This is a genomic window from Flavobacterium sp. B330r (genome assembly GCF_056824325.1).
Genome location: NZ_CP124860.1, coordinates 553,649 through 574,332, shown reverse-complemented (window position 1 = coordinate 574,332; position 20,684 = coordinate 553,649). Strand labels below are relative to the sequence as shown.

Below are 20,684 nucleotides of genomic sequence, written 5' to 3'. Positions count from 1 at the left end.
ATTTTATTTCAAATGTACATCTACATCAACATTCATTCCTGGTCTTAAAAGTTTTACTTTCTCAGGATCGTTTGATTCATCTATACTAATTTTTACTGGTAATCTCTGAATTGTTTTTACGAAGTTTCCTGTTGCATTGTCAGGAGGTAATAATGAAAAACGAGATCCTGTAGCAGGTGAGAAAGAAGTTACAGTGCCTTTAAACTCATAGTTTGGATACGCATCTACTTTTAAACTTACTTTTTGTCCCACAACCATTTTGTTTAATTGTGTTTCTTTAAAGTTTGCTACAACCCAAGCTTCGTTGTTGTTAATGATGTAGAATAAAGATTGTCCTGGCTGAACCAATTGTCCTGGCTGAATATCAACTTTAGAAACCTGACCATCAATTGCAGCAGTTACTACGGTATAAGAAAGGTTTAAGTGAGCCACATCTAGCATTGTTTTTGCTTTTTTGATATTTGCTGCAGCAACTTCTGTTTGTTTGTCTGAAACTTTAGATTTTGACTGAATAACAGATTTTTGGTAAGAAGTAGCTTTTTGTTGTTGCTCTAAAACACGTACTTGGTTTTCTGCTTCTTCTTTTGCTGTTAAAGCTTGCTCATATTGTTGTTTTGTAATAGTATGAGTTTTGTACAAGTTGTTGTAACGATTGTAATCGTTTGTAAGCTGTCTCAATCTAATTCTTGCACTTTCGATAGAACCGGTTGCAGATCTCATTTGAGCATCAGATACTGAGATGCTTGCATAAGCACTTCCAATATCCGCTTTTGCAGCTTCGTACTGACCTTCAGCACCTAATAAAGCAGCATTAGCTTCATCAATCTTTAATTGATAATCTCTCTTGTCAATAGTAAATAAAGTATCTCCTTTTTTTACATAATCATTATCTTTCACATAAACTTTGCTGATATATCCTGAAACTCTCGGGATAATCGGGTTCATTTTTTTCTCGATTTGAGCATCATCCGTTTCTTCGTGAGCTTGACCGTGTAGGTATTTAGATATTCCGTAAGTTCCGCCTCCTAAAATCAGAACTGCAAGTATGATGATGAATTTTTTATTTGTTTTTTTCTTTTCCATGAGAGCTATCGATTATATTTTAGAAAGATTGAATGATTGTGATAATTGTCCTGATACTGAAAGTAATTCGTAATATTTTTGAATAATGGTTGCTTTAGATAAAGCAGTTTGAATTTTGGCATTTAAATGCTCTACATCTGCTTCTACTAAATCATTAGTGTCAGATAAACCATTGTCAAATTTATCTTTTACTAATCTGTAGTTTTCTGCTGCTTGCTGTAATGCTTCTTCATAAACCACACTTTGATTAATTGCAAGGTCATAATCTTCAATAGATTTTTGAACCTCTACTTTAATGCGGTCTGTCATAATTGCTTCAGTATTTTTTACTTCCAAAGCTCTGCTTTCTGCTTCTTTTACGTGAACACTATTTTTTAGAATTCCAGATAAATCATAAGATAATCCGATTCCAAAGTTCATCGCATATTTTACTGTTACAATGTCTTTAAGATCAAATGCAGTGTAACCGCCTAAAAGTGAAATTGAAGGATAATATCCAGCTTTTGCAATTTTGACATTAGCTTCTGAAGCTTTACCTTGTAATCTTATTGCTTCTAAATCTTTTCTGCTTTCAAGTGCAACAGCATCAGATGTTATAGAATTGCTTGTTTTAAGATTAAAGAAATCTTCTTCATTTACCTGAATTTTTACATTAGGATCTAGTTTCAGCAAAGTAGTCAAATAGAAGTTGATATTATTGATGTTGTTATTAGCTTCATCAATAGATAATTGCGTTTTAGAAACTAATAATTGCGCTTTCAATAAATCATTTCTCGGAATAATTCCGTTTTTCTCCAACTCTGTAAAATCAGTAACACGCTGTTTAGCACTTTTTTGATTTTCGTTTAAAACATCTAAAGTTTTTTGAGCCTTGTATAATGCCGTATAATAAGTAATTGCTTTTAAAGCAACATCTTCTTTAGTTTTTTCAGCATTTGCGCTTTCAGCTTCATATAAGTTATCGTATGCATCAATGCTGTTTTGAATTTTAAATCCAGCAAAAATAGGAAGACTTAAATTTGCCATTCCAAGCATTGCTCTATCTGGAGAAGCTAATGAAGCACTTTCACCCTGATTAGGCATATCAATCGATGCTTTTGTAAGACGCTGATATTGACCGGAAATTTTAAGATCTGGGTATTGATTATTTTTTACGGTTTTTAATTCGTATTTTTTTGTGTTTACCTTAGTATTGGCAAGTGTAACTTCGTTACTCTTTTCCCAAGCCATTTGTACGGCTTCGCCCAAGGTTAAACTTGTTTTCTCTTGTGCTTCCATTGAAGATATTCCGATAAAGAAAACTCCAAAGAGCATTAATTGACTAATTTTCATAAACAAGTAGCGCTTTTATAGTTTGTTGAATGTGCTTTGTAAGATCGTTTTTAATGTAATTGTTAAACATTTCTTCGGTTTTTAAATCAAATATTTCTTCGAAGAAAGAGCGATTCATGTGAAAGTGAAAAAAGGTTCCGATAATTGTTGGTGTAATAAGCTGGATATTTACATCTTTTCTAAAAACCCCCACAGCTTGACCTTGCTTAATAATGCTTTCAACCGATTTTAAATTTCCTTTTTTAAGCTCAGTAAAAGCTTGAAGGCTTTTTTCTCTCTTTTTGTTGTAAAGTTCAAAATGTAAAACCCTGTAAATCCCTTTATTAAGGCAAATTCTGTTGATGTAAATTTCGATTAATTTATTGACTTTTTCAAGAGGTTCTATGTCTTCTTGTAATAAATTTTCGAGTTGTAGTTTTAAATCAACGGTCTTGTGAAAAATAAGAGCTTCCAGTAGCCTTTCTTTCGAACCAAAATAATAAGAGACCATTGCAATGTTAATTTTGGCCTCCTTGGAGATATCCCGTATCGATGTACCCTCAAATCCTTTCTCAGAAAATAGCTTTTCTGCAACATTGAGAATCTGAATTTTTTTATCGTTCAATTCGATGTGTGACATGGTATTGTTTCTAATCGGATGCAAAATTAAACACTTGTTTAATTTAAACACTTGTTTAATTTTATTTTAACACAATATTAACATAAAACGCTTTCGATAATTTATGTTAAATCGTGCATTAATTAGTTAAAATAAAAAAGCTGAAATACTTTAGTATTTCAGCTATGTGAGCTTGTTTTGTCATTCTGAGGAACTAAGAATCACACTAGAAATTCCGCAAACTATGTCGCCAATCTTTATAGAGTTACGAGTGTGATTCTTCGTTTCTCAGAATGACAAACGATATGCTTATTGAGATTTATTTATCGAATCTCTCCAACAAATTCTTCAATTTTTCCGCTTCCGTTTTCGCTTAAATGTTTAATAAAAGCACTTCCAATTATTGCACCTTTTGCATATTTGGTAGCCTGATTGAAAGTTTCTTTATTCGAAATTCCGAAACCAACTATTTGAGGATTTTTCAAATTTAGATTAGCGATTCTTTCAAAATAGCTTTCTTGAACATCTCCAAAACCAGATTGAGATCCTGTAACGCTTGCAGAACTTACCATATAAATAAATCCGTTTGAAACACTGTCAATAAAACGAATACGTTCGTCTGAAGTTTGAGGCGTAATCAAGAATACATTAATTAATCCGTATTTTTCAAAAATCGCTTTGTATTCATCTGCATAAACATCAACTGGAAGATCTGGAATAATTAAACCGTCAATTCCAATTTCAGCACATTTCTGGCAAAAAGCTTCAACACCATATTGTAACATCGGATTAAAATATCCCATAATAATCAACGGAATTTTTACGCTTTCGCGGATGTTCTTCAGTTGATCAAAAAGAATTTGCGTTGTCATTCCGTTATGTAGCGCTGTTGTAGAACTAGCCTGAATAGTTGGTCCGTCTGCCAAAGGATCACTAAAAGGAAGTCCAATTTCGATTAAATCCACTCCATTTTTTTCTAAATCCTGAATAATCTGCACCGTATCATTTAAATTCGGATATCCCGCAGAAAAATAGATCGAAAGGATCTTTTTATCTTCTTGTAATTTTTGAGTTATTCTGTTCATTTTTATATTTTTTCTCCTGCAAGGTTTTCAAAACCTTGTAGGTGTTTGTATTTAATTGTTTGTAGACCTACAGGGTTTTGAAAACCTTGAAGGAAATTCTGCTAAGCGACAATAATTTTACTTATCCAATTATCGTTTTGTTTTTCGATCAATAATAATCCAGAATCAGCATCATTCATTTGGGCGACTAATTCTCCTTTATTATTCCAAAAAGCACTTTGGCCTGCTGACGGCGATCCCCAAGATTCTCCACTGAAATTCGACATCAAAACATTCATTTTATGTTTTTCAGCATAATTTTGTAAATCTCTATACGCATTCGGAATTCCGTTTGGCGAAAAGAAAATACTTGCGATATAAATATCGGTATCATTTTTAGCTGCGTTTTCAGGATGTAGCGGATTGTCAATGTCGGCGCAAATTGCAAAAGAAATATTTTGACCCTCAATCGTTAACATAGGGTTGTAATCAAACGAAGAATCGAAAAAATCACCTTCGCCTTCATGTAAAAATTGTTTCGTATAAATAGAAACAGAATCATCTGGAGCTATAATAAATTCGCCAATAAACAGTTTTGAATCTATTCGAATTGGCGCTCCAGCTATAATGACAATATTATTTCTAACCGACAATTCTTTTAAGTGATCAATTCTATAATCGTCTTCTGTAAAAACTAAAGCTTCTGCATTTTCTCTTTCATAACCCGTAATAGATAATTCAGGAAACGCAATCAAACTAGCGCCATTTTGCGCCGCCAATTCAATAAGATGATAATGATTCAGTAAATTAGAAGATATGTCTCCACGTTTTGGTTTGGTCTGCGCAGCCGCTAAAATCATTTTATATTATTTATTTTCTGTATAAACCCAAGCTACTCTTCCTGATTGAAGTTTGACCTGAACTCTTTTGTATGAATTAGACTCGAATTGATCTACTTTTAACAATTCTTGATTAGAAACTTCAAAAGCAACACCGTGTATAATGTCTTCCAAGCTTTCACTTGGTACAGCCACAACATAATCTGCCATTCCAAACTCTTCTTCAATTTGTAAACTTTTAAGTTTGAAGCCCAGTATTTGATCTGGACTGCCGCTTAAAACTTTATTAAAAATCTGCATCTGAATTTGTTTCGATCTTAATGTTCCGTAGGAGAATAATAGTTCCATAATTATGATTTTCTCTTTATTTGTTAGCGTACAGACTCCCGATAACTTTCGGGATTTGAACGCCCAAATTACAATTTTTATTACAATTTAAAGTAATCTATATAATTATCTAAATCTTTGTCACCACGACCAGAAAGACTTATTACAACAACATCTGTAGGCTTGAATTTCTTCTGATCTAGAACTGCAAAAGCGTGTGCACTTTCAATTGCTGGAATAATTCCTTCTAATTTTGTTAATTGAAGACCGGCATTCATCGCATCATCATCAGTAACTGAGAAAAATTCTCCTCTTCCTGTTTGTGCTAAATGGGCGTGCAAAGGCCCAACTCCAGGATAATCTAGACCTGCAGAAATAGAATAAGGCTCTGTAATTTGTCCGTCTGGAGTTTGCATTAAAAGTGTTTTACAACCATGAATAACGCCAACTTTTCCTAATTTACTAGTTGCAGCGCTGTGTCCGCTGTCAACACCTTTTCCAGCAGCTTCAACCGCGATAATTCCAACTTCTGGTTCGTGCAAAAAGTGATAATAAGTTCCAGCCGCATTACTTCCTCCGCCAATACAAGCTACTACATAATCAGGATTCTCACGACCTTCTTTTTCTTTTAACTGCCATTTGATTTCCTCAGAAATAATGCTTTGGAAACGTGTCACCATATCTGGGTAAGGATGTGGCCCAATTGCAGATCCGATGATATAATGCGTATCAACTGGGTTATTAATCCAATCACGAATTGCCTCATTTGTAGCATCTTTTAAAGTTCTTGAACCCGAAAGTGCCGGACGAACTTCTGCGCCTAACATTTTCATACGAGCCACGTTTGGTGCCTGACGCGCAATGTCGATTTCACCCATGTAAACGATGCATTCAATTCCCATTAAGGCACAAACTGTTGCGGTTGCTACACCGTGTTGGCCAGCTCCAGTTTCGGCAATAATTCTTTTTTTACCTAAACGTTTTGCAAGTAAGATTTGCCCAATTGTGTTGTTAACTTTGTGTGCTCCAGTATGGTTTAAGTCTTCTCTTTTTAGATAAACTTTGGTATTGTATTTCTCAGATAAACGTTTTGCAAAATACAATGGACTAGGGCGTCCAACGTAATCTTTCAGTAATTGGTTGAACTCCGCTTTAAAATCAGGTTCATCCATTATGCTTAAATATTTCTGACGTAGTTCTTCTACATTTGGATATAACATTTCTGGAATATAAGCACCGCCAAATTCTCCATAATATCCTTTTTCGTTAACGTTAAAACTCATTTTATTTAAATTTTAAAAGTTGGCAACATCAAATTTTCGCTTGAAATTGCTTAATAGATTTTTATTTTTTAGCCCTGGCTCGATTTCAAATTTACTATTTACATCGACAGCATAAATAGGTAATTTGGTTTTTGAAATTTCTTCAATGGCTTTTAATTCATTCATTCCAATTCCGCCACTTAAAAAGAAAGGCTTTTTCGAATTGTATTTTTTTAATATGCTCCAGTCGAAAGTTGTTCCATTTCCGCCTGGTAATTTTCCTTTGGTGTCAAATAGAAAATAATCGCAGACATTTTCAAAAGGTTTTATGATTTCAAAATCGAAATTCTCATCGGCCGAAAAGACTTTAATAATTTCAATTTTTTTTGGAAGTTTTTCTTTTAATGTTGAGCAAAATTCAACTGATTCTTCCCCGTGTAATTGAACTGCTTGTAAATTGTATTTTTCGACTTTTTCCAGAATTTCTTCCTGACTTTGATTAACAAAAACGCCCACTTTTTTGATTGTTTTTATCAATTCGGGAACATTCCCATTGCAATATCTAGCGGATTTTTCCCAGAAAATAAATCCCATATAATCGGGTAGGAGTGAACCTACTTCGAGAATGTTTTCGGGATATTTCATACCGCATATTTTGAGTTTCATTTTTTTTAAATGCTTTAAGCTTTAAGCTTTAGGCTTTAGGCTAAATTAGTAATGTTAAGAAGGCTTATTGCTTACAGCTTAAAGCCTATAGCTGTTTAATAAATTCTGTTGCCGCTTGACCAGCATTGTCGGTTTTCATGAAGTTTTCTCCAATTAAGAAACCTTTGTAACCGTAAGGTTTAAGTTCTTGAATGGCTTCAATTGATGAAATACCGCTTTCGGATACTTTTACAAAATCATTAGGAATTTGTGAAGCCAATTCTTTACTGAAATCTAAACTTACTTCGAATGTTTTTAAATTTCTGTTGTTTACGCCAATCATATCTAAAGTCGGCATAATTGATTTTTCTAATTCTTCTTGATTGTGAACTTCCAACAAAACTTCTAAACCTAAACTTTTTGCAAATTCAGATAATGATTTGATTTCTTCTCGAGTTAAAACTGCTGCGATTAACAAAATCAAATCGGCTCCGTGTGCTTTTGCTTCCAAAATCTGATATTCGTCTACAATAAATTCTTTTCGCAAAAGCGGAATATTTACTGAAGCTCTAGCTAAAAGTAAATCGTCAAGAGATCCGCCAAAATATTTACCGTCGGTTAAAACTGAAATTCCGCATGCACCGGCATTCTCATAACCTTTAACTACTTCTTCAACTGTAAAATTATTGTTGATGATTGATTTTGAAGGCGAACGGCGTTTATGTTCGGCAATAATTCCAGAATTACTTTCTTTTAATTTCTGACTAAGAGAAATGGTCTGTTTTCCAAAAAACACAGAAGCTTCTAACTGAGAAACCGGAATGATCGATTTCTTTAGAACAACTTCTCTTTGTTTGTCAAGTATTATTTTATCTAAGATATTCATTGTTTTGTTTGTTTCAGGTTTCAAGTTTCAGGTTCGTTCCAACAACTTGAAACTTGAAACCTGAAACTTGAAACAATTTTTTACCTGCTTAATTCTTGTAATTTCTGTAATGCTTTTAACCCTTTTCCAGACAATAAACTTTCTTTAGCCAGTTCAAATCCTTCTTTTGGAGAACATTTCGTAACAGTCGAAATTGCCATTGCAGCATTGGCACAAACTACATTATTCTGTGCTTCATTTCCTTTTCCAGAAATTATATTCGTAAAAATTTCTGCAGATTCTTCAATTGTTTTTCCTCCTTCAATTTCGGTTTGAGAAAGAAGACGAACACCAAAATCTTCTGGATTCAACATTCCCTCCATATGGTTGGAAATTGTTTTGGTTGGACCAGTTAATGAAATTTCGTCATATCCGTCAAGCGAATGTAAGATCGTAAAATTGGTATCTGTATTTTGATATAAATAAGCATACATTCTTGCCAATTCTAAGTTGAAAACTCCAACCAATTGATTTTGTGGAAATGCAGGATTTACCATTGGTCCTAACATATTAAAGAATGTTTTTACTGCCAATTCTTTTCTAATTGGTCCAACATTTTTCATTGCTGGGTGAAATAGGGGAGCATGCAAAACGCAGATTCCAGCCTGATCGATACATTTTTCTAAAAAGGAAGAGTCGTTGCTAAATTTAATTCCCATTTTCTCCATTACGTTGCTGGATCCAGAAATAGATGAAACTCCGTAATTTCCGTGTTTTGCTACTTTTATTCCTGCTCCAGCCGATACAAATGAAGCTAAAGTCGAAATGTTGAAAGTGTCTTTTCCGTCACCACCCGTTCCGCATAAATCGATGGTATTGTAAGCTGATAAATCAACACGAATGCAAAGATCTAATAAAGCTTCGCGAAAGCCAGAAAGTTCATCAATTGTAATGCTTCGCATCATAAAAACAGTCAAAAATGCCGAAATCTGACTTGGATTGTATTGACCGCTTGAAATATTAATCAATACGTTTTTTGCTTCTTCTTTAGTAAGAACTTCGTGGTTGATTAATTTGTTTAATATAGTTTTCATTTTTTTTAAAGTTGCTAAGGTTCTAAGATGCTGAGATTCTAAGTTTTTTACTGAGACTGTAAACTGAGACTGAAATACTGATCACTAACTCTTAATCCAATTCTCTAAAATCCTTTTACCGTTTGGAGTCAAAACGCTTTCTGGGTGAAACTGAACGCCTCTCACGTCATAAGTTTTGTGTCTTAAAGACATAATTTGTCCGTTTTCGTCTACCGAAGTTGCTTCTAAATCTTCAGGCAAATTGCTGTTTACGACCCATGAGTGGTATCTTCCGACTTCAAATTCGTTTCCTAAACCTTCAAACAAAATTTCGTCTGAAACTACTGTTTTTACATTTGTAGCAACTCCGTGGTACACTTTATCAAGGTTAGAAAGCGTTCCTCCAAAAACTTCTCCAATGGCTTGTTGTCCTAAACAAACCCCAAGAATGCTTTTTGTCGGACTATATTTTTCGATTACTGCTTTTAACAAACCTGCTTCATCTGGAATTCCAGGCCCTGGAGAAAGTAAAATTTTCTCAAAAGAAGCAATTTCATCAATATCAAATTCGTCGTTTCTGTAAACGGTAACTTCGCAGTTTAAATCTTCTAAATAGTGCACTAAATTGTAAGTGAAACTATCGTAATTATCTATAACTAAAATCTTTTTCATTTTTTTTTAAGGTACTAAGTTGCTAAGATTCTAAGGTTCTAAGGTTCCTAACTTGAAACTTGAAACAAAGAAAACTTGAAACTAAATTTTATTTATTTTTCTCGAACGTATTTTTCTATTATAACACGATCTACTCCTAATTTTTCTATTTTTTCTACACCTTTTTGAATTAAAGTGTCGTTTTGAACTTTCACTACAAATTCAAATTTGTTGTTTTCCCAATCGCGGTTGTTAAAGAACTCTAAGTTTTCTGTATAAATACTGTCTTTTAAAGTATATTTTCCGCCGCCTCCAAAGAACAATGCTGTTGTTGAATCTTTTCCATTTTTCAAATCATGATTAAAAAAAGCAAAATGTGTATCGTTAATAATCTTAATCATTTTTGTTTTAGTATTGAAAGTTGAAAAAGTCGAATCTTTCTCAGTTGTTTCAGCTGATATAAGACGCCAGGTTCCTTCAATCGGATTGTGCTTTTTTTCTGAATTACAAGATGTCATCGTAATGATTAAAACTAAAATTGATACTGCTTTTTTCATGGTTTTATAGTTTGTGGTTTTATATTTTATGGTTAATTGTTTCAGGTTTCAAATTTCAGGTTTCAGGTTTTGCGACTGAAAACTGAACACTGATGACTAAATCTTCTCTGCCATTTCTAGCGCTGTATTTAATGCTCTTAATTTATTATAAACTTCCTGCATTTCACTTTCTTCATCAGAACTTGCTACAATTCCGGCTCCAGCTTGACAATGCAATTGATGATTTTTGGAAAGGAAAGTTCGAATCATAATGGCGTGATTAAAGTTGCCGCTAAAATCCATAACTCCAATTGCGCCTCCATAAAAATTACGATTTGTTTTTTCGCAATCTTCAATTAACTGCATCGCTCTGTGTTTAGGCGCGCCACTCAAAGTTCCTGCTGGGAAAGTGTCTGCTACAACTTGCATTGTAGTTGCTTTGTCGTGCAAATGTCCCGTAACTTTTGAAACTAAGTGTATTACGTGAGAGAAAAACTGCACTTCTCTATATTTTTCTACATTAACATCGTGACCATTTCTGCTCAAATCGTTTCTTGCCAAATCAACAAGCATAACATGCTCGCTATTTTCTTTTTTATCTTCTGAAAGTTCTTTTGCTAAAAGAGCATCGCGTTCGTCATTTCCAGTTCTTTTGAAAGTTCCTGCAATTGGGTGAATTTCGGCTTTTCTATCTTTTACGATAATTTGTGCTTCTGGCGAAGAACCGAATATTTTGAAATCTCCATAATCAAAGAAAAATAAATATGGAGAAGGGTTAATGCTTCTTAAAGCTCTATAAACATTAAATTCATCTCCTTTGAAGCCTTGAGTAAATCGGCGAGAAAGAACTAATTGGAAAACATCTCCACGATAGCAATGTTTTTTGGCTAAAGCCACATTTGTTTTAAATTCCTCATCGGTTAAGTTAGAGAAACCTTCGCCTTCTTTAGAAAATTTATAAGAAGCTATATTTCTAGATTGTAATAATTGCTCGATTTCTGAAATATTGTTTTTTCCATCAAGACTATGGCAGAAAATATAAGCTTCATTTTTAAAGTGATTGATTGCAATAATGTTCTGATAAACAGCATAAAAAATATCTGGAATAGAAGTCGCATTGTCTTTTTTTGCAATAGATACTTTTTCAAAATAACGAACAGCATCGTAAGAAATATATCCAAATAAACCGTTGTTGATGAATTTAAAATCGTTTTTTTCTGATTTAAACTGACTTGAAAATTCCTGAATTACCTGAGGAATATTTGTAGAAGCATCAATATTGATTTTTTCTGAAGTTCCGTCAGGGAAAGTTTTAGAAATAACTTCATTTTCTATTTTGATTGTAGCAATCGGATTGCAGCAGATATAAGAAAAACTGTTGTCATTTCCATGATAATCACTACTTTCTAGTAATAAACTATTTGGGAATTTATCTCTGATTTTGAAATAAATACTTACTGGCGTTACCGTATCTGCCAGAATTTGTTTGTAATGTGTATTAAGAATAAAAGGTTTCAAAATATATAGTTTTATGTTGTTCTGTTAATTTATTTTCAATTTGATCCAAAAAAAAGGGCTTGTCGTGATGACAAGCCCTTTATATTTTATAGTTTTAACAATACCATAGGAAGCTTCGTTCACGACGTCTGACGTAAATTGCTCCACCACCAAGTATTGTTTAAAATTGTTCTCATTTCTTTATTTTGATTTCACAAAGATATAAATGTAATTTTAATTAGAGTACATAAAATTTGAAAAAAAACTTTTCGAATTTGTAAAATTTGTTAAATTTTAATTCAAAGTATCTCTATAACTCCTTAGTTACCACTTGCTACCGTGTTATTTACATTTAGTCTAAAATCTGGATTTCCTTTAATATTTGGAATAGCAAATAGCTCGCTAAGTTTCATTTTTGTATACTCTATTCCGTAAGCTGGGTTACCATAATAATTTTTTATGCCAGGAATATTGCTTCCAGATTCACTTTCAATTTCTCCTTGACAATTGTTTGCAATTACATTTTTAAATGTGATTTTTGATAGATTAGCTTCACCATTTCCGATATTTCCTTCCAATAAAATAAAAGGAGCAAATCCAGAAACTACACTATTGGTTAAATTGAAAAAAGTGTTTTCTTTAATATAGGCAGATTCTCTAACCAAGCCTTGATTGTTTTCTTCTAAATTAACCAATGTAATATTGTTGGCATTTATTTTAGTCATTTTTTTAGTCATGTCTGTAGCCGCAACTTTTTCGTATGAATCTACCTCAAAACATCTTGAACCTGAAATATCTGAAGAAAACGGATGGCGAACAGCAATACTATTGCTAATGTTAATTTGAGCACCTTGGGTAAAATCAAAATCATCATCTGTTGTTCTAAATGAAACCAAATTGCTTAGATTTAAATCTCCACCATAACATTCGAAAGAATCATCATTCGAAAAGCTAACTTGAACATGACTAACAATTGTTTTTCTTCCAACGCCAGCAAGAGAAAGACCATTTAATTCTTTAGAAGCGCTTAATTTTCTTCCAGCATATTCGATTCTCACGTATTTAATAATTCCCGAGTTATCTTCTGGATCTTGACCTCCATAGTGATTTAAGGTTGGATCTAAATCGAAAGGCAATGTATGTATACCTCCAAGAGAGTTTATTGGAGCTTTTCCTAAAACGATAATTCCGCCCCAGTCACCTGGTTTTCTATTGTTTATTTCATTTTCAGAAGTAAAAATAATCGGATCGGTTTCTAATCCTTCAGCTATAATTTTAGCTCCATTTGTAATTACAAGAGTTCCGCAGGTTTTATCATCGCCACGTATTACAGTACCAGGCTCGATTGTTAAAGTGGCATTATTTGTAACGTACACAACACCAACTAAATGATAAATATTACGCTTTGCCAATCGGGTGTCTTTGTCGATTGTTCCGGCAATTATATTGGTTGCTTCGCCATAGTCATTACCAGCTGGTTTAAAGCTCGTCCAGTTGGTCATCCAGTTTGAAGTTCCAACGATTCCTTTTGGTTGTTGTTGAGCTTGTGCTAAAAAGCTGATAATGAATATTATAGATGCAAAATGTAATTTTGTTTTCATAACTATGATTTTAATTTCTAGTTTTTGATTTTTTTAATTGTCCCAAAAATAGAAGCCGTATGTTAATCAAAGTCCTGATACTTATTACGAAAGAGTTACTATATTATTAAGAATGTTAAGTTTTTGAAAAGCTTAGAAAAGAATAAACCCCAACAGTAAAAAAACTGTTGGGGTTTATTGTATTTCTGAATTAGTAAGCTTGAAATATTAGAATTTTAAAGCTACAGCCAATTCGAATTCGTCATTGATAGTTTTGTCTCCTAAACCGTCGAAGAAGCTACCTGAACCGTATTTAATATCGTATTTAGTTCTGTCAACTTTGAAAGCAGTTGTAGCAGTGTTTCCTTTTACAGTGATATCAAAAGTTACTGGTTTAGTGATTCCTTTGATAGTTAAGTCTGCAGTTACAGTATAAACGTCAGCAGATTTTGCACCGATAGTTTTGAAAACTAATTTTGAAGTTGGGAATTTGTCAGTTCCGAAGAAATCGTCAGCTTTTAAGTGACCGTTTAATTTTCCTTGGTATTCTCCAGTTAAATCTGTAGAAGTTAATGAAGTCATGTCAACTGTAAAGCTTCCTCCAGTTAATTTTTTTCCTTTGAAAACTACAGAACCTTCTTTGAAGTTTACTGTTCCGGAGTGCTCTCCAGTTACTTTTTTACCTACCCATTTAATAGTAGATGCTTTTACGTCGATTTTTTTAGTTTGAGCATTTACTGAGATACTAGCAGCTGCTACGAATAATGCTATTGCAATAGTTTTTAAATTTTTCATGTTTTTTAAAATTAAAATTTGAATTTGATTAATAAATAATTATAGAGTGATAAATAATTCTTCGTGTGATTTTCTAACTTTTTTCTGGTGTTGAGATTTGTCCTCATCATGTCTGTAACCTACAGTTGCAATTACAGAAGCATTTAGACCTAATTTGTCAAAACCTAAAATTTCGTTGAAAGAAGCTGCGCTGAAACCTTCCATTGGAGTAGCATCAATTTTTAATTCGGCAGCTGCATTTAATAAGTTTCCTAAAGCTAAATAAGTTTGTTTTGCCGTCCAGATATGTTTTGCGTCTTCAGATAAATTTGAAATTACACCTTTCATCATATCGCTAAATCCGCCTAAAGCTTCAGCAGGAACGCCTCTTACTTCGCTAATATTGTTGATGTATTTGTCAACAGAACCTCCGTCAAGGCTTAAATCATTTGCAAAAATGAATAGGTGAGAAGCATCTGTAATTTGAGTTTGTCCCCAAGCTGCTCCTTTTAATTTTTCTCTTAACTCTGGATTTTCAACAATAACTACTTTATAAGGTTGTAATCCGTATGAAGAAGCACTTAATCTTACTGCTTCTTTTAATGTATTTAAATCAGCATCTGATATCTTTTTTGAAGCATCATATTGTTTGACTGCGTATCTCCAATTTTGATTTTCTAAGAAATTGCTCATAGTTTTTATTATTTTATTTGTTGGTTCTATATTTCTCTAATAATTGATTTAAGAAAACTAATTCTTCTGGTTGTAAATTGTTAGCAAACGTTTGTTCGTGTTCATCTACTTTCGGATCTAATTCTTTTAAAACATCTAATCCTTTTTCTGTAATCGAAACTTCAATTTTTCTTCGATTATCTGGACAGACATTTCGAGTTACAAAATCCTTTAATAATAATTTGTCTACCAAACGTGTTGTGTTGCTTGTTTTAGCAAGCATTCGCTCTTGTATCACGCACATATTAGCAGGTTTTCCTTTTTGTCCTCTTAATATACGCAACACATTATACTGTTCTCCAGATAAATCATACGGTTTGATCAACTCGTTGAAATGATCCTGAATCACATTTTGCGTGTACATGATATTCAGAATAACTTTTTTCGCATTATCCATCTTAACCGTACTCTTAATAACCTCTTCAATTGTCATAGTCGTAAGTGTATAATTTGTATATACAAATGTATAACTTTTAATAGTTGTATATACAAATGTTGTGTTAATTATTTGTTAACATGTTTAATTGCGCTTTTAGCAAGAACTAAAAGACTCGTTTTTCGATACTAAAATTAATGTAATTTTTTAATATAACGATCTGATATATTGTGAATTAATGATTTTTTAAAATCAAGAAGCAATTTTGATTTATACTATTTTTTAAATGCCTTTTTGTAAGAATATTTTAAAACAAAAGTTATTGAAGATAAGCTGAATTTACCATTTATTGGAATTCCGAGAGAAGAAAACCGTTTGCAATTTGCCTGAAATTGGCAATTTCTGTGTTGATCCAAGCTTCATCATGTTCTAATTCTTTAGCAATTACTCTTGCTGTTTTCTCAGAAACTTCAATTGCAGCTCTCGCATCTAAGAACAATAAACGAACTCTTCTTGCTAAAATATCATCTACCGTTCTTGCCATTTCGTAACGGATAGCCCAAACGACCTCTGCCATTGTAAATTCGTAATCAGGATGCAGTTTTTCTTTTAACTCTTGTTCGCTTTCTTGTAATTCAATTATTTTAGGAATATCAGTACCATATATATAAAGGTGATTTTCTCTATCTAAAGAATTCGTAGATTTATTTCCATGAATGGGAAGATGTTCTGTGCGACATTCCTTCGGAGATAATTTTCCAGTTTTGATTGCTTTATCCATAATATCTTCAGCAATTTTTCTGTATGTTGTCCATTTTCCTCCTGTAATAGTAATTAGCCCCGTTTCTGAAACTATAATTTTATGACTTCTAGAAACTTCTTTGGTGCTTTTACCTTCTTCTTTGGGAGCAGCCAATGGGCGCAATCCTGCAAAAACAGAAAGAACATCTGCTCTTGTGGGTTTCTTGGTTAGAAAACGTTGAGCGGTTTCGAGAACAAATTGAATTTCGCTTTCTAAAGCAATGGGCTCTAAGCTTTGTTTTTTAATTAAAGTATCGGTCGTTCCAACTACAACACGATTATGCCACGGAACAGCAAATAAAACTCTCCCGTCTTTTGTTTTTGGAATCATTAAGGCATGATCTCCAGGCAAAAAAGATTTATCAAATACTAAATGAATTCCTTGACTTGGAACAATGTATTTTTTATAAACGTTATCATTCAATTTCATGATTGCATTTGTAAAAACACCTGTTGCGTTAATTACGACGGCACCTTTTATATCCTGTTTAATTCCGCTTTCCTGATCTTGAACTTGAACACCAATAACTTGATTTCTGTCGTCTTTTAGCAAATTGACAACTTTTGCATAATTCAAAACACAAGCTCCGTTTTCTACAGCCGTTTGAGCAAGGTTAATCGCTAAACGAGAATCATCAAATTGGCCATCATGATAAATAACGCCATTCACCAATCCATTTTCTTCTACGTTTGGAAGCATTTCAATAGTTTTCTTTTTCGAAAGATATTTAGAACTTCCTAAACTCACGCAACCAGACAATAAATCGTAAATCTTTAATCCGATGGTATAAAAATAACCGCTAAACCAATGATAATTTGGAATAACAAAGGATTGGTTTTTAACTAAATGATTTGCATTTTGCGCCAATAATCCTCTTTCTTTTAATGCTTCTCTAACTAAATGAACATCGCCCTGCGCCAAATATCTTACACCGCCATGTACCAATTTGGTGCTTCTGCTAGAAGTTCCTTTTGCAAAATCTACAGCTTCAAACAAGATTGTTTTATAACCACGACTTGCTGCATCAATTGCGGTTCCGAGTCCACTTGCTCCGCCGCCTATAATTATTACGTCCCAATTTTCTGTATTTTGTAGTTTTAGTAACTGCTCTGAACGATTCATATTTTTTACGGGACTTTTTTGTTTAAAGCAAACTTAACGAAATGAAATTAAAAATTGATGAAGAAAAAGTTTCAGGTTTTATTTGTTTTAGGTTTCAAGTTGGATTTACTAGATCTAAAAAAAAATAAACCCGACAGGCTTTTAAACCAGTCGGGTTATTAATTTTATATATATTGTTTATCTAGATCAATCGTTTTTCAAAAGCTTTTCTTGCAGCGCCTCTTAAATAGACTTCGCCGCAATACGTATATTTTAGTTTATCTAAAATTTTAAGCATTGGAACATTGTCAAAATTAGTGTCAACTTTTATGCTGTAAATGTTATTTTCAACAGATAAACTTTCAATCTTTTCAAATAGCTTTGTTGCAATCCCTTTTCCTTTTGCTAGTTTTGAAACTGCGACGCGGTGTACAACAGTATAATCGCTATCAGTTAGCCATTTTCCTTCGATGTTTTCGTAAGCAGGATCTTTGTCGAACATAATAGCGGCATAACACAAAATAGATTCGTTTTCTGTTAGTACATAACCGTAGCCATTTTCGATATCATTTTTAACAGAAAGCTCGTTCGGATAACCATCTTGCCACTGCGTGCTTCCGTCTAATCGTCTTTGTTCAATTGCATCTTGCAGTATTTCCCAAATTGCAGGCACTTCAGAAAGAACTGCTTTTCGTAATACTAACTGTTCTGTAGAATTCATTTTTGGATTTACTTTATAAAAAATTAATGAGGCAATTTATCTTTAATCAAACCATAAACCCAAGTTCCAGCAATAGCACTTACCAAAGTAACCACGATTACAGTAGCACCAGTTCCTATTTGAGCGAAAAGCGGACCAGGACAGGCTCCCGTAATAGCCCATCCGAAACCGAATAATAATCCGCCATAGATTTGTCCTTTGTTGAAAGTCTTTGGCTGGATTTCGATTTTTTCGCCATCAAGAGTTTTGATATTAAATTTTTTAATCAATTGTACTGAAATTAATCCAACAGCAACAGCGCATCCAATTACGCCATACATATGAAACGATTCCAGATTGAACATTTCCTGAATACGAAACCAACTGATGATTTCTGCTTTTACGAATACAATTCCGAAAAAGATTCCAACGATTAAATATTTTAGGTTTGCAAATGCAGTTTCTTTTTTCTGGCTTGCGTTGATTCCTTCGCCGTCTATATTTTTATTTTCTAAACTCATTTTTGAAATTTTAAAGTGAAAGAATATAAGGTAAAATCAAAAGTGCCATTACAAAACCGCCAATCATAAAACAGATTGTTGCTACCAATGATGGCCATTGTAAGTTTGATAATCCCATAATCGCGTGTCCGCTTGTGCATCCGCCAGCGTAACGTGTTCCGAAACCTACTAAAAATCCGCCAACCACAATCATGATAAATCCGCGAAGCGTTAATAAACTTTCCCAAGAAAATAATTGCGATGGAACTAAACCACTGTGATCTGTAATTCCGTAAGTCGCTAATTTCTCCGATAATTCGGGAGCAATTTCTACAGGATTTGGATTTGATAAAAAGTGAGCCGCAATAAAACCACCGAAAAATATTCCTAAGACGAAGAATAAATTCCAGCTTTCTTTTTTCCAGTCGTATTTAAAAAACGAAATATTTGCAGGAATACAAGCAGCGCAAATATGACGCAATGAAGAACTAATCCCGAAAGATTTATTCCCAATAATTAATAAAATTGGAACTGTTAATCCAATCAGCGGGCCAGCAACATACCAAGGCCAAGGTTCTTTAATGATTTCAAGTATACTCATTTACTTTTAAAATTTAGATTTTTTATTTTTAACCATTAAGATATTAAGAATATTAAGCCAATCTAACTTAATGAAACTTTTTAAAGAAGGTTAAGAAAAATTAAGCATTCCAACTTAATTAACTTAATATCTTAATGGTAAAAAATTATGCTTTATAGTGTTTTGCTTTGACAAACAAAATCTGATTTTGGGATATTTGTTTTAGAAATCGCTCCAAAACCGCCTTCAACTTCAGAGAAATTTCTGAAACCTCTTGCTTGAAGAATAGAAGCTGCGATCATACTTCTGTATCCTCCAGCGCAATGCAAATAAAAATGCTCATTTGGGTTAATATCTTTTACCCAGTCATTGATGTAAGCCAAAGGTTTGCTGTAAGCGTCATCAATATGTTCTGCTGCGTATTCTGTTTCTTTACGGATATCTACGACTTTATCTTCGCCAAATTTAAACTCATTTGCAAATTGCTCAGCAGTAATTCTGTTAACAGTGTCAATTTCGAAACCTTCATTTTGCCAAGCTTCAAAACCGCCTTCCAAATGCCCAATAATCGTATCAAAACCTACACGGCTTAAACGCGTTACAGTTTCTTCTTCCATGCCAGCCGCAGTAACCAGAATTATTGGCTGCTTTACATCGGCAATTAAAGTTCCAACCCACGGCGCAAAATCACCATTGATTCCGATATTGATCGATTGCGGAATAAATCCTTTACTAAAATCGGCGGCACTTCTTGTGTCTAGAATTAAAGCGCCAGTTTCTTCAGCAACTGCTTCAAATTCTTTTACATTTATCGCTTTCATTCCGTTGTGTAAAACTGTTTCAAAGCTTTCGTAACCTTGTTTATTCATGGCAACGTTCATGCTGAAGTAGGCTGGAGGAGGCAATAATCCATCTGTTACTTCTTTGATGAATTCTTCTTCGGTCATATTAGCACGCAAAGCATAATTTGTTGCTTTTTGATTTCCGATTGTTGAAACCGTTTCTTTGCTCATGTTTTTTCCGCAAGCGCTTCCCGCACCGTGCGCAGGATACACAATTACGTCATCAGCCAAAGTCATGATTTTATCTCTTAACGAATGATATAAAATTCCAGCCAATTGATCTTGTGTCATTCCAGCTGCTTTTTGAGCCAAATCAGGACGGCCAACATCTCCGATAAATAAAGTGTCTCCAGAGAAAATGGCGTGATCTTTTCCGTTTTCATCAATCAGTAAAAAAGTAGTACTTTCCATGGTATGACCTGGAGTATGTAGTGCTTTAATTGTTATTTTTCCGATTTTGAATTCCTGACCATCTTTCGCAGAAATGCAGTCAAATTCGCAAGCAGCATTTGGACCGTAAACGATTGGAGCTCCGGTTTCTTTGCTTAAATCAACGTGACCTGAAACGAAATCGGCGTGAAAATGCGTTTCAAAAATATATTTCAGTTTAACGCCATCACGCTCTAAACGATCCAGATAAGGCTGAATTTCTCTAAGCGGATCAATAATGGCCGCTTCGCCATTTGAAGTGATATAATATGCACCTTGAGCAAGGCATCCGGTGTAAATTTGTTCTATTTTCATGATAGGTATTGTAAAATGATGGGTTACAAAGGTAACTTTGTTTTTTAAAAAAATAGGTGACTAATGTTACAGAAATTAGGTTTTTGTGTAAAAAAATGTGCCGTTTGTCATATTCGGTTGAGATAAATTAAATTTAAAGTTGAGCAATTACGCTTTAAGCTTTAATTTTGCATATGACGAA

General features: G+C 33.5%; 22 protein-coding genes. All 22 read right to left on the bottom strand.

Annotated elements, in window-relative coordinates:
* Positions 1-3: 3 nt before the first annotated feature.
* The 22 genes from QLQ95_RS02525 to QLQ95_RS02420 all read right to left on the bottom strand — a co-directional run bounded on the left by QLQ95_RS02525 (position 4) and on the right by QLQ95_RS02420 (position 20,503).
* Positions 4-1,083 carry an HlyD family secretion protein gene (locus tag QLQ95_RS02525; protein WP_095929088.1) on the bottom strand — a complete coding sequence of 360 codons (1,080 nt, stop codon included), beginning with the start codon at positions 1,081-1,083 and terminating at the stop codon, positions 4-6.
* 12 nt (positions 1,084-1,095) lie between these two features.
* Positions 1,096-2,415: a TolC family protein gene (locus QLQ95_RS02520; RefSeq protein WP_320492276.1), complete on the bottom strand. Its 1,320-nt coding sequence runs from the start codon at positions 2,413-2,415 to the stop codon at positions 1,096-1,098.
* The gene (locus QLQ95_RS02515) at positions 2,405-3,034 is read right to left on the bottom strand and encodes a TetR/AcrR family transcriptional regulator (protein ID WP_320492275.1); all 630 of its coding nucleotides are present in this window, start codon (positions 3,032-3,034) and stop codon (positions 2,405-2,407) included. The genes QLQ95_RS02520 and QLQ95_RS02515 overlap by 11 nt, the downstream gene beginning before the upstream one ends.
* A 302-nt stretch (positions 3,035-3,336) precedes the next feature.
* On the bottom strand, positions 3,337-4,098 hold the full coding sequence (gene trpA / locus QLQ95_RS02510) for a tryptophan synthase subunit alpha (RefSeq protein ID WP_428237647.1): 762 nt from the start codon (positions 4,096-4,098) through the stop codon (positions 3,337-3,339).
* 101 nt (positions 4,099-4,199) lie between these two features.
* Complete coding sequence (locus tag QLQ95_RS02505) at positions 4,200-4,937, bottom strand: carbon-nitrogen hydrolase family protein (RefSeq protein WP_482502488.1); 738 nt, start codon at positions 4,935-4,937, stop codon at positions 4,200-4,202.
* 6 nt (positions 4,938-4,943) lie between these two features.
* Positions 4,944-5,264 (bottom strand): gamma-glutamylcyclotransferase family protein, encoded by a 321-nt coding sequence (locus QLQ95_RS02500; RefSeq protein ID WP_202006225.1) that lies wholly within the window; start codon positions 5,262-5,264, stop codon positions 4,944-4,946.
* A gap of 80 nt (positions 5,265-5,344) precedes the next feature.
* Positions 5,345-6,526: a tryptophan synthase subunit beta gene (trpB, locus tag QLQ95_RS02495; protein ID WP_132989783.1), complete on the bottom strand. Its 1,182-nt coding sequence runs from the start codon at positions 6,524-6,526 to the stop codon at positions 5,345-5,347.
* A gap of 12 nt (positions 6,527-6,538) precedes the next feature.
* Positions 6,539-7,171 (bottom strand): phosphoribosylanthranilate isomerase, encoded by a 633-nt coding sequence (locus tag QLQ95_RS02490; RefSeq protein WP_482502486.1) that lies wholly within the window; start codon positions 7,169-7,171, stop codon positions 6,539-6,541.
* 85 nt (positions 7,172-7,256) lie between these two features.
* The gene (gene trpC, locus QLQ95_RS02485) at positions 7,257-8,036 is read right to left on the bottom strand and encodes an indole-3-glycerol phosphate synthase TrpC (protein ID WP_482502485.1); all 780 of its coding nucleotides are present in this window, start codon (positions 8,034-8,036) and stop codon (positions 7,257-7,259) included.
* An 80-nt stretch (positions 8,037-8,116) separates the two neighbouring features.
* Positions 8,117-9,109, bottom strand: coding sequence for an anthranilate phosphoribosyltransferase (gene trpD / locus QLQ95_RS02480; protein ID WP_095929080.1), 993 nt, complete (start codon positions 9,107-9,109; stop codon positions 8,117-8,119).
* A gap of 84 nt (positions 9,110-9,193) precedes the next feature.
* Positions 9,194-9,760, bottom strand: a complete 567-nt coding sequence (locus tag QLQ95_RS02475; RefSeq protein ID WP_320492271.1) for an anthranilate synthase component II — start codon at positions 9,758-9,760, stop codon at positions 9,194-9,196.
* Positions 9,761-9,852: 92 nt separating this feature from the next.
* Positions 9,853-10,296, bottom strand: a complete 444-nt coding sequence (locus QLQ95_RS02470) for a hypothetical protein (RefSeq protein WP_095929078.1) — start codon at positions 10,294-10,296, stop codon at positions 9,853-9,855.
* Positions 10,297-10,392: 96 nt separating this feature from the next.
* Positions 10,393-11,793: an anthranilate synthase component I family protein gene (locus tag QLQ95_RS02465; protein ID WP_482502483.1), complete on the bottom strand. Its 1,401-nt coding sequence runs from the start codon at positions 11,791-11,793 to the stop codon at positions 10,393-10,395.
* A 299-nt stretch (positions 11,794-12,092) separates the two neighbouring features.
* On the bottom strand, positions 12,093-13,373 hold the full coding sequence (locus tag QLQ95_RS02460; protein ID WP_482502482.1) for a hypothetical protein: 1,281 nt from the start codon (positions 13,371-13,373) through the stop codon (positions 12,093-12,095).
* A 207-nt stretch (positions 13,374-13,580) separates the two neighbouring features.
* Positions 13,581-14,147 carry a YceI family protein gene (locus tag QLQ95_RS02455; RefSeq protein ID WP_095929075.1) on the bottom strand — a complete coding sequence of 189 codons (567 nt, stop codon included), beginning with the start codon at positions 14,145-14,147 and terminating at the stop codon, positions 13,581-13,583.
* A 39-nt stretch (positions 14,148-14,186) separates the two neighbouring features.
* Positions 14,187-14,819 (bottom strand): NAD(P)H-dependent oxidoreductase, encoded by a 633-nt coding sequence (locus QLQ95_RS02450; RefSeq protein ID WP_095929074.1) that lies wholly within the window; start codon positions 14,817-14,819, stop codon positions 14,187-14,189.
* A gap of 13 nt (positions 14,820-14,832) precedes the next feature.
* Positions 14,833-15,291: a MarR family winged helix-turn-helix transcriptional regulator gene (locus QLQ95_RS02445; RefSeq protein WP_095929073.1), complete on the bottom strand. Its 459-nt coding sequence runs from the start codon at positions 15,289-15,291 to the stop codon at positions 14,833-14,835.
* A gap of 289 nt (positions 15,292-15,580) precedes the next feature.
* On the bottom strand, positions 15,581-17,158 hold the full coding sequence (locus tag QLQ95_RS02440; RefSeq protein ID WP_482502479.1) for a glycerol-3-phosphate dehydrogenase/oxidase: 1,578 nt from the start codon (positions 17,156-17,158) through the stop codon (positions 15,581-15,583).
* 181 nt (positions 17,159-17,339) lie between these two features.
* Complete coding sequence (locus QLQ95_RS02435; protein ID WP_095929071.1) at positions 17,340-17,858, bottom strand: GNAT family N-acetyltransferase; 519 nt, start codon at positions 17,856-17,858, stop codon at positions 17,340-17,342.
* A gap of 23 nt (positions 17,859-17,881) precedes the next feature.
* Complete coding sequence (locus tag QLQ95_RS02430) at positions 17,882-18,358, bottom strand: DUF6691 family protein (protein ID WP_095929070.1); 477 nt, start codon at positions 18,356-18,358, stop codon at positions 17,882-17,884.
* Between the two features lie 10 nt (positions 18,359-18,368).
* Positions 18,369-18,932, bottom strand: a complete 564-nt coding sequence (locus QLQ95_RS02425) for a YeeE/YedE family protein (protein WP_250837179.1) — start codon at positions 18,930-18,932, stop codon at positions 18,369-18,371.
* Positions 18,933-19,090: 158 nt separating this feature from the next.
* Complete coding sequence (locus tag QLQ95_RS02420) at positions 19,091-20,503, bottom strand: MBL fold metallo-hydrolase (protein ID WP_482502477.1); 1,413 nt, start codon at positions 20,501-20,503, stop codon at positions 19,091-19,093.
* Positions 20,504-20,684 lie beyond the last annotated feature (181 nt).

Coding starts and splice junctions, on each gene's coding strand:
- QLQ95_RS02525 (WP_095929088.1), bottom strand. CDS start 1,083: ATGGAAAAGAAAAAAACAAATAAAAAATTCATCATCATACTTGCAGTT.
- QLQ95_RS02520 (WP_320492276.1), bottom strand. CDS start 2,415: ATGAAAATTAGTCAATTAATGCTCTTTGGAGTTTTCTTTATCGGAATA.
- QLQ95_RS02515 (WP_320492275.1), bottom strand. CDS start 3,034: ATGTCACACATCGAATTGAACGATAAAAAAATTCAGATTCTCAATGTT.
- trpA (WP_428237647.1), bottom strand. CDS start 4,098: ATGAACAGAATAACTCAAAAATTACAAGAAGATAAAAAGATCCTTTCG.
- QLQ95_RS02505 (WP_482502488.1), bottom strand. CDS start 4,937: ATGATTTTAGCGGCTGCGCAGACCAAACCAAAACGTGGAGACATATCT.
- QLQ95_RS02500 (WP_202006225.1), bottom strand. CDS start 5,264: ATGGAACTATTATTCTCCTACGGAACATTAAGATCGAAACAAATTCAG.
- trpB (WP_132989783.1), bottom strand. CDS start 6,526: ATGAGTTTTAACGTTAACGAAAAAGGATATTATGGAGAATTTGGCGGT.
- QLQ95_RS02490 (WP_482502486.1), bottom strand. CDS start 7,171: ATGAAACTCAAAATATGCGGTATGAAATATCCCGAAAACATTCTCGAA.
- trpC (WP_482502485.1), bottom strand. CDS start 8,036: ATGAATATCTTAGATAAAATAATACTTGACAAACAAAGAGAAGTTGTT.
- trpD (WP_095929080.1), bottom strand. CDS start 9,109: ATGAAAACTATATTAAACAAATTAATCAACCACGAAGTTCTTACTAAA.
- QLQ95_RS02475 (WP_320492271.1), bottom strand. CDS start 9,760: ATGAAAAAGATTTTAGTTATAGATAATTACGATAGTTTCACTTACAAT.
- QLQ95_RS02470 (WP_095929078.1), bottom strand. CDS start 10,296: ATGAAAAAAGCAGTATCAATTTTAGTTTTAATCATTACGATGACATCT.
- QLQ95_RS02460 (WP_482502482.1), bottom strand. CDS start 13,373: ATGAAAACAAAATTACATTTTGCATCTATAATATTCATTATCAGCTTT.
- QLQ95_RS02455 (WP_095929075.1), bottom strand. CDS start 14,147: ATGAAAAATTTAAAAACTATTGCAATAGCATTATTCGTAGCAGCTGCT.
- QLQ95_RS02450 (WP_095929074.1), bottom strand. CDS start 14,819: ATGAGCAATTTCTTAGAAAATCAAAATTGGAGATACGCAGTCAAACAA.
- QLQ95_RS02445 (WP_095929073.1), bottom strand. CDS start 15,291: ATGACAATTGAAGAGGTTATTAAGAGTACGGTTAAGATGGATAATGCG.
- QLQ95_RS02440 (WP_482502479.1), bottom strand. CDS start 17,158: ATGAATCGTTCAGAGCAGTTACTAAAACTACAAAATACAGAAAATTGG.
- QLQ95_RS02435 (WP_095929071.1), bottom strand. CDS start 17,858: ATGAATTCTACAGAACAGTTAGTATTACGAAAAGCAGTTCTTTCTGAA.
- QLQ95_RS02430 (WP_095929070.1), bottom strand. CDS start 18,358: ATGAGTTTAGAAAATAAAAATATAGACGGCGAAGGAATCAACGCAAGC.
- QLQ95_RS02420 (WP_482502477.1), bottom strand. CDS start 20,503: ATGAAAATAGAACAAATTTACACCGGATGCCTTGCTCAAGGTGCATAT.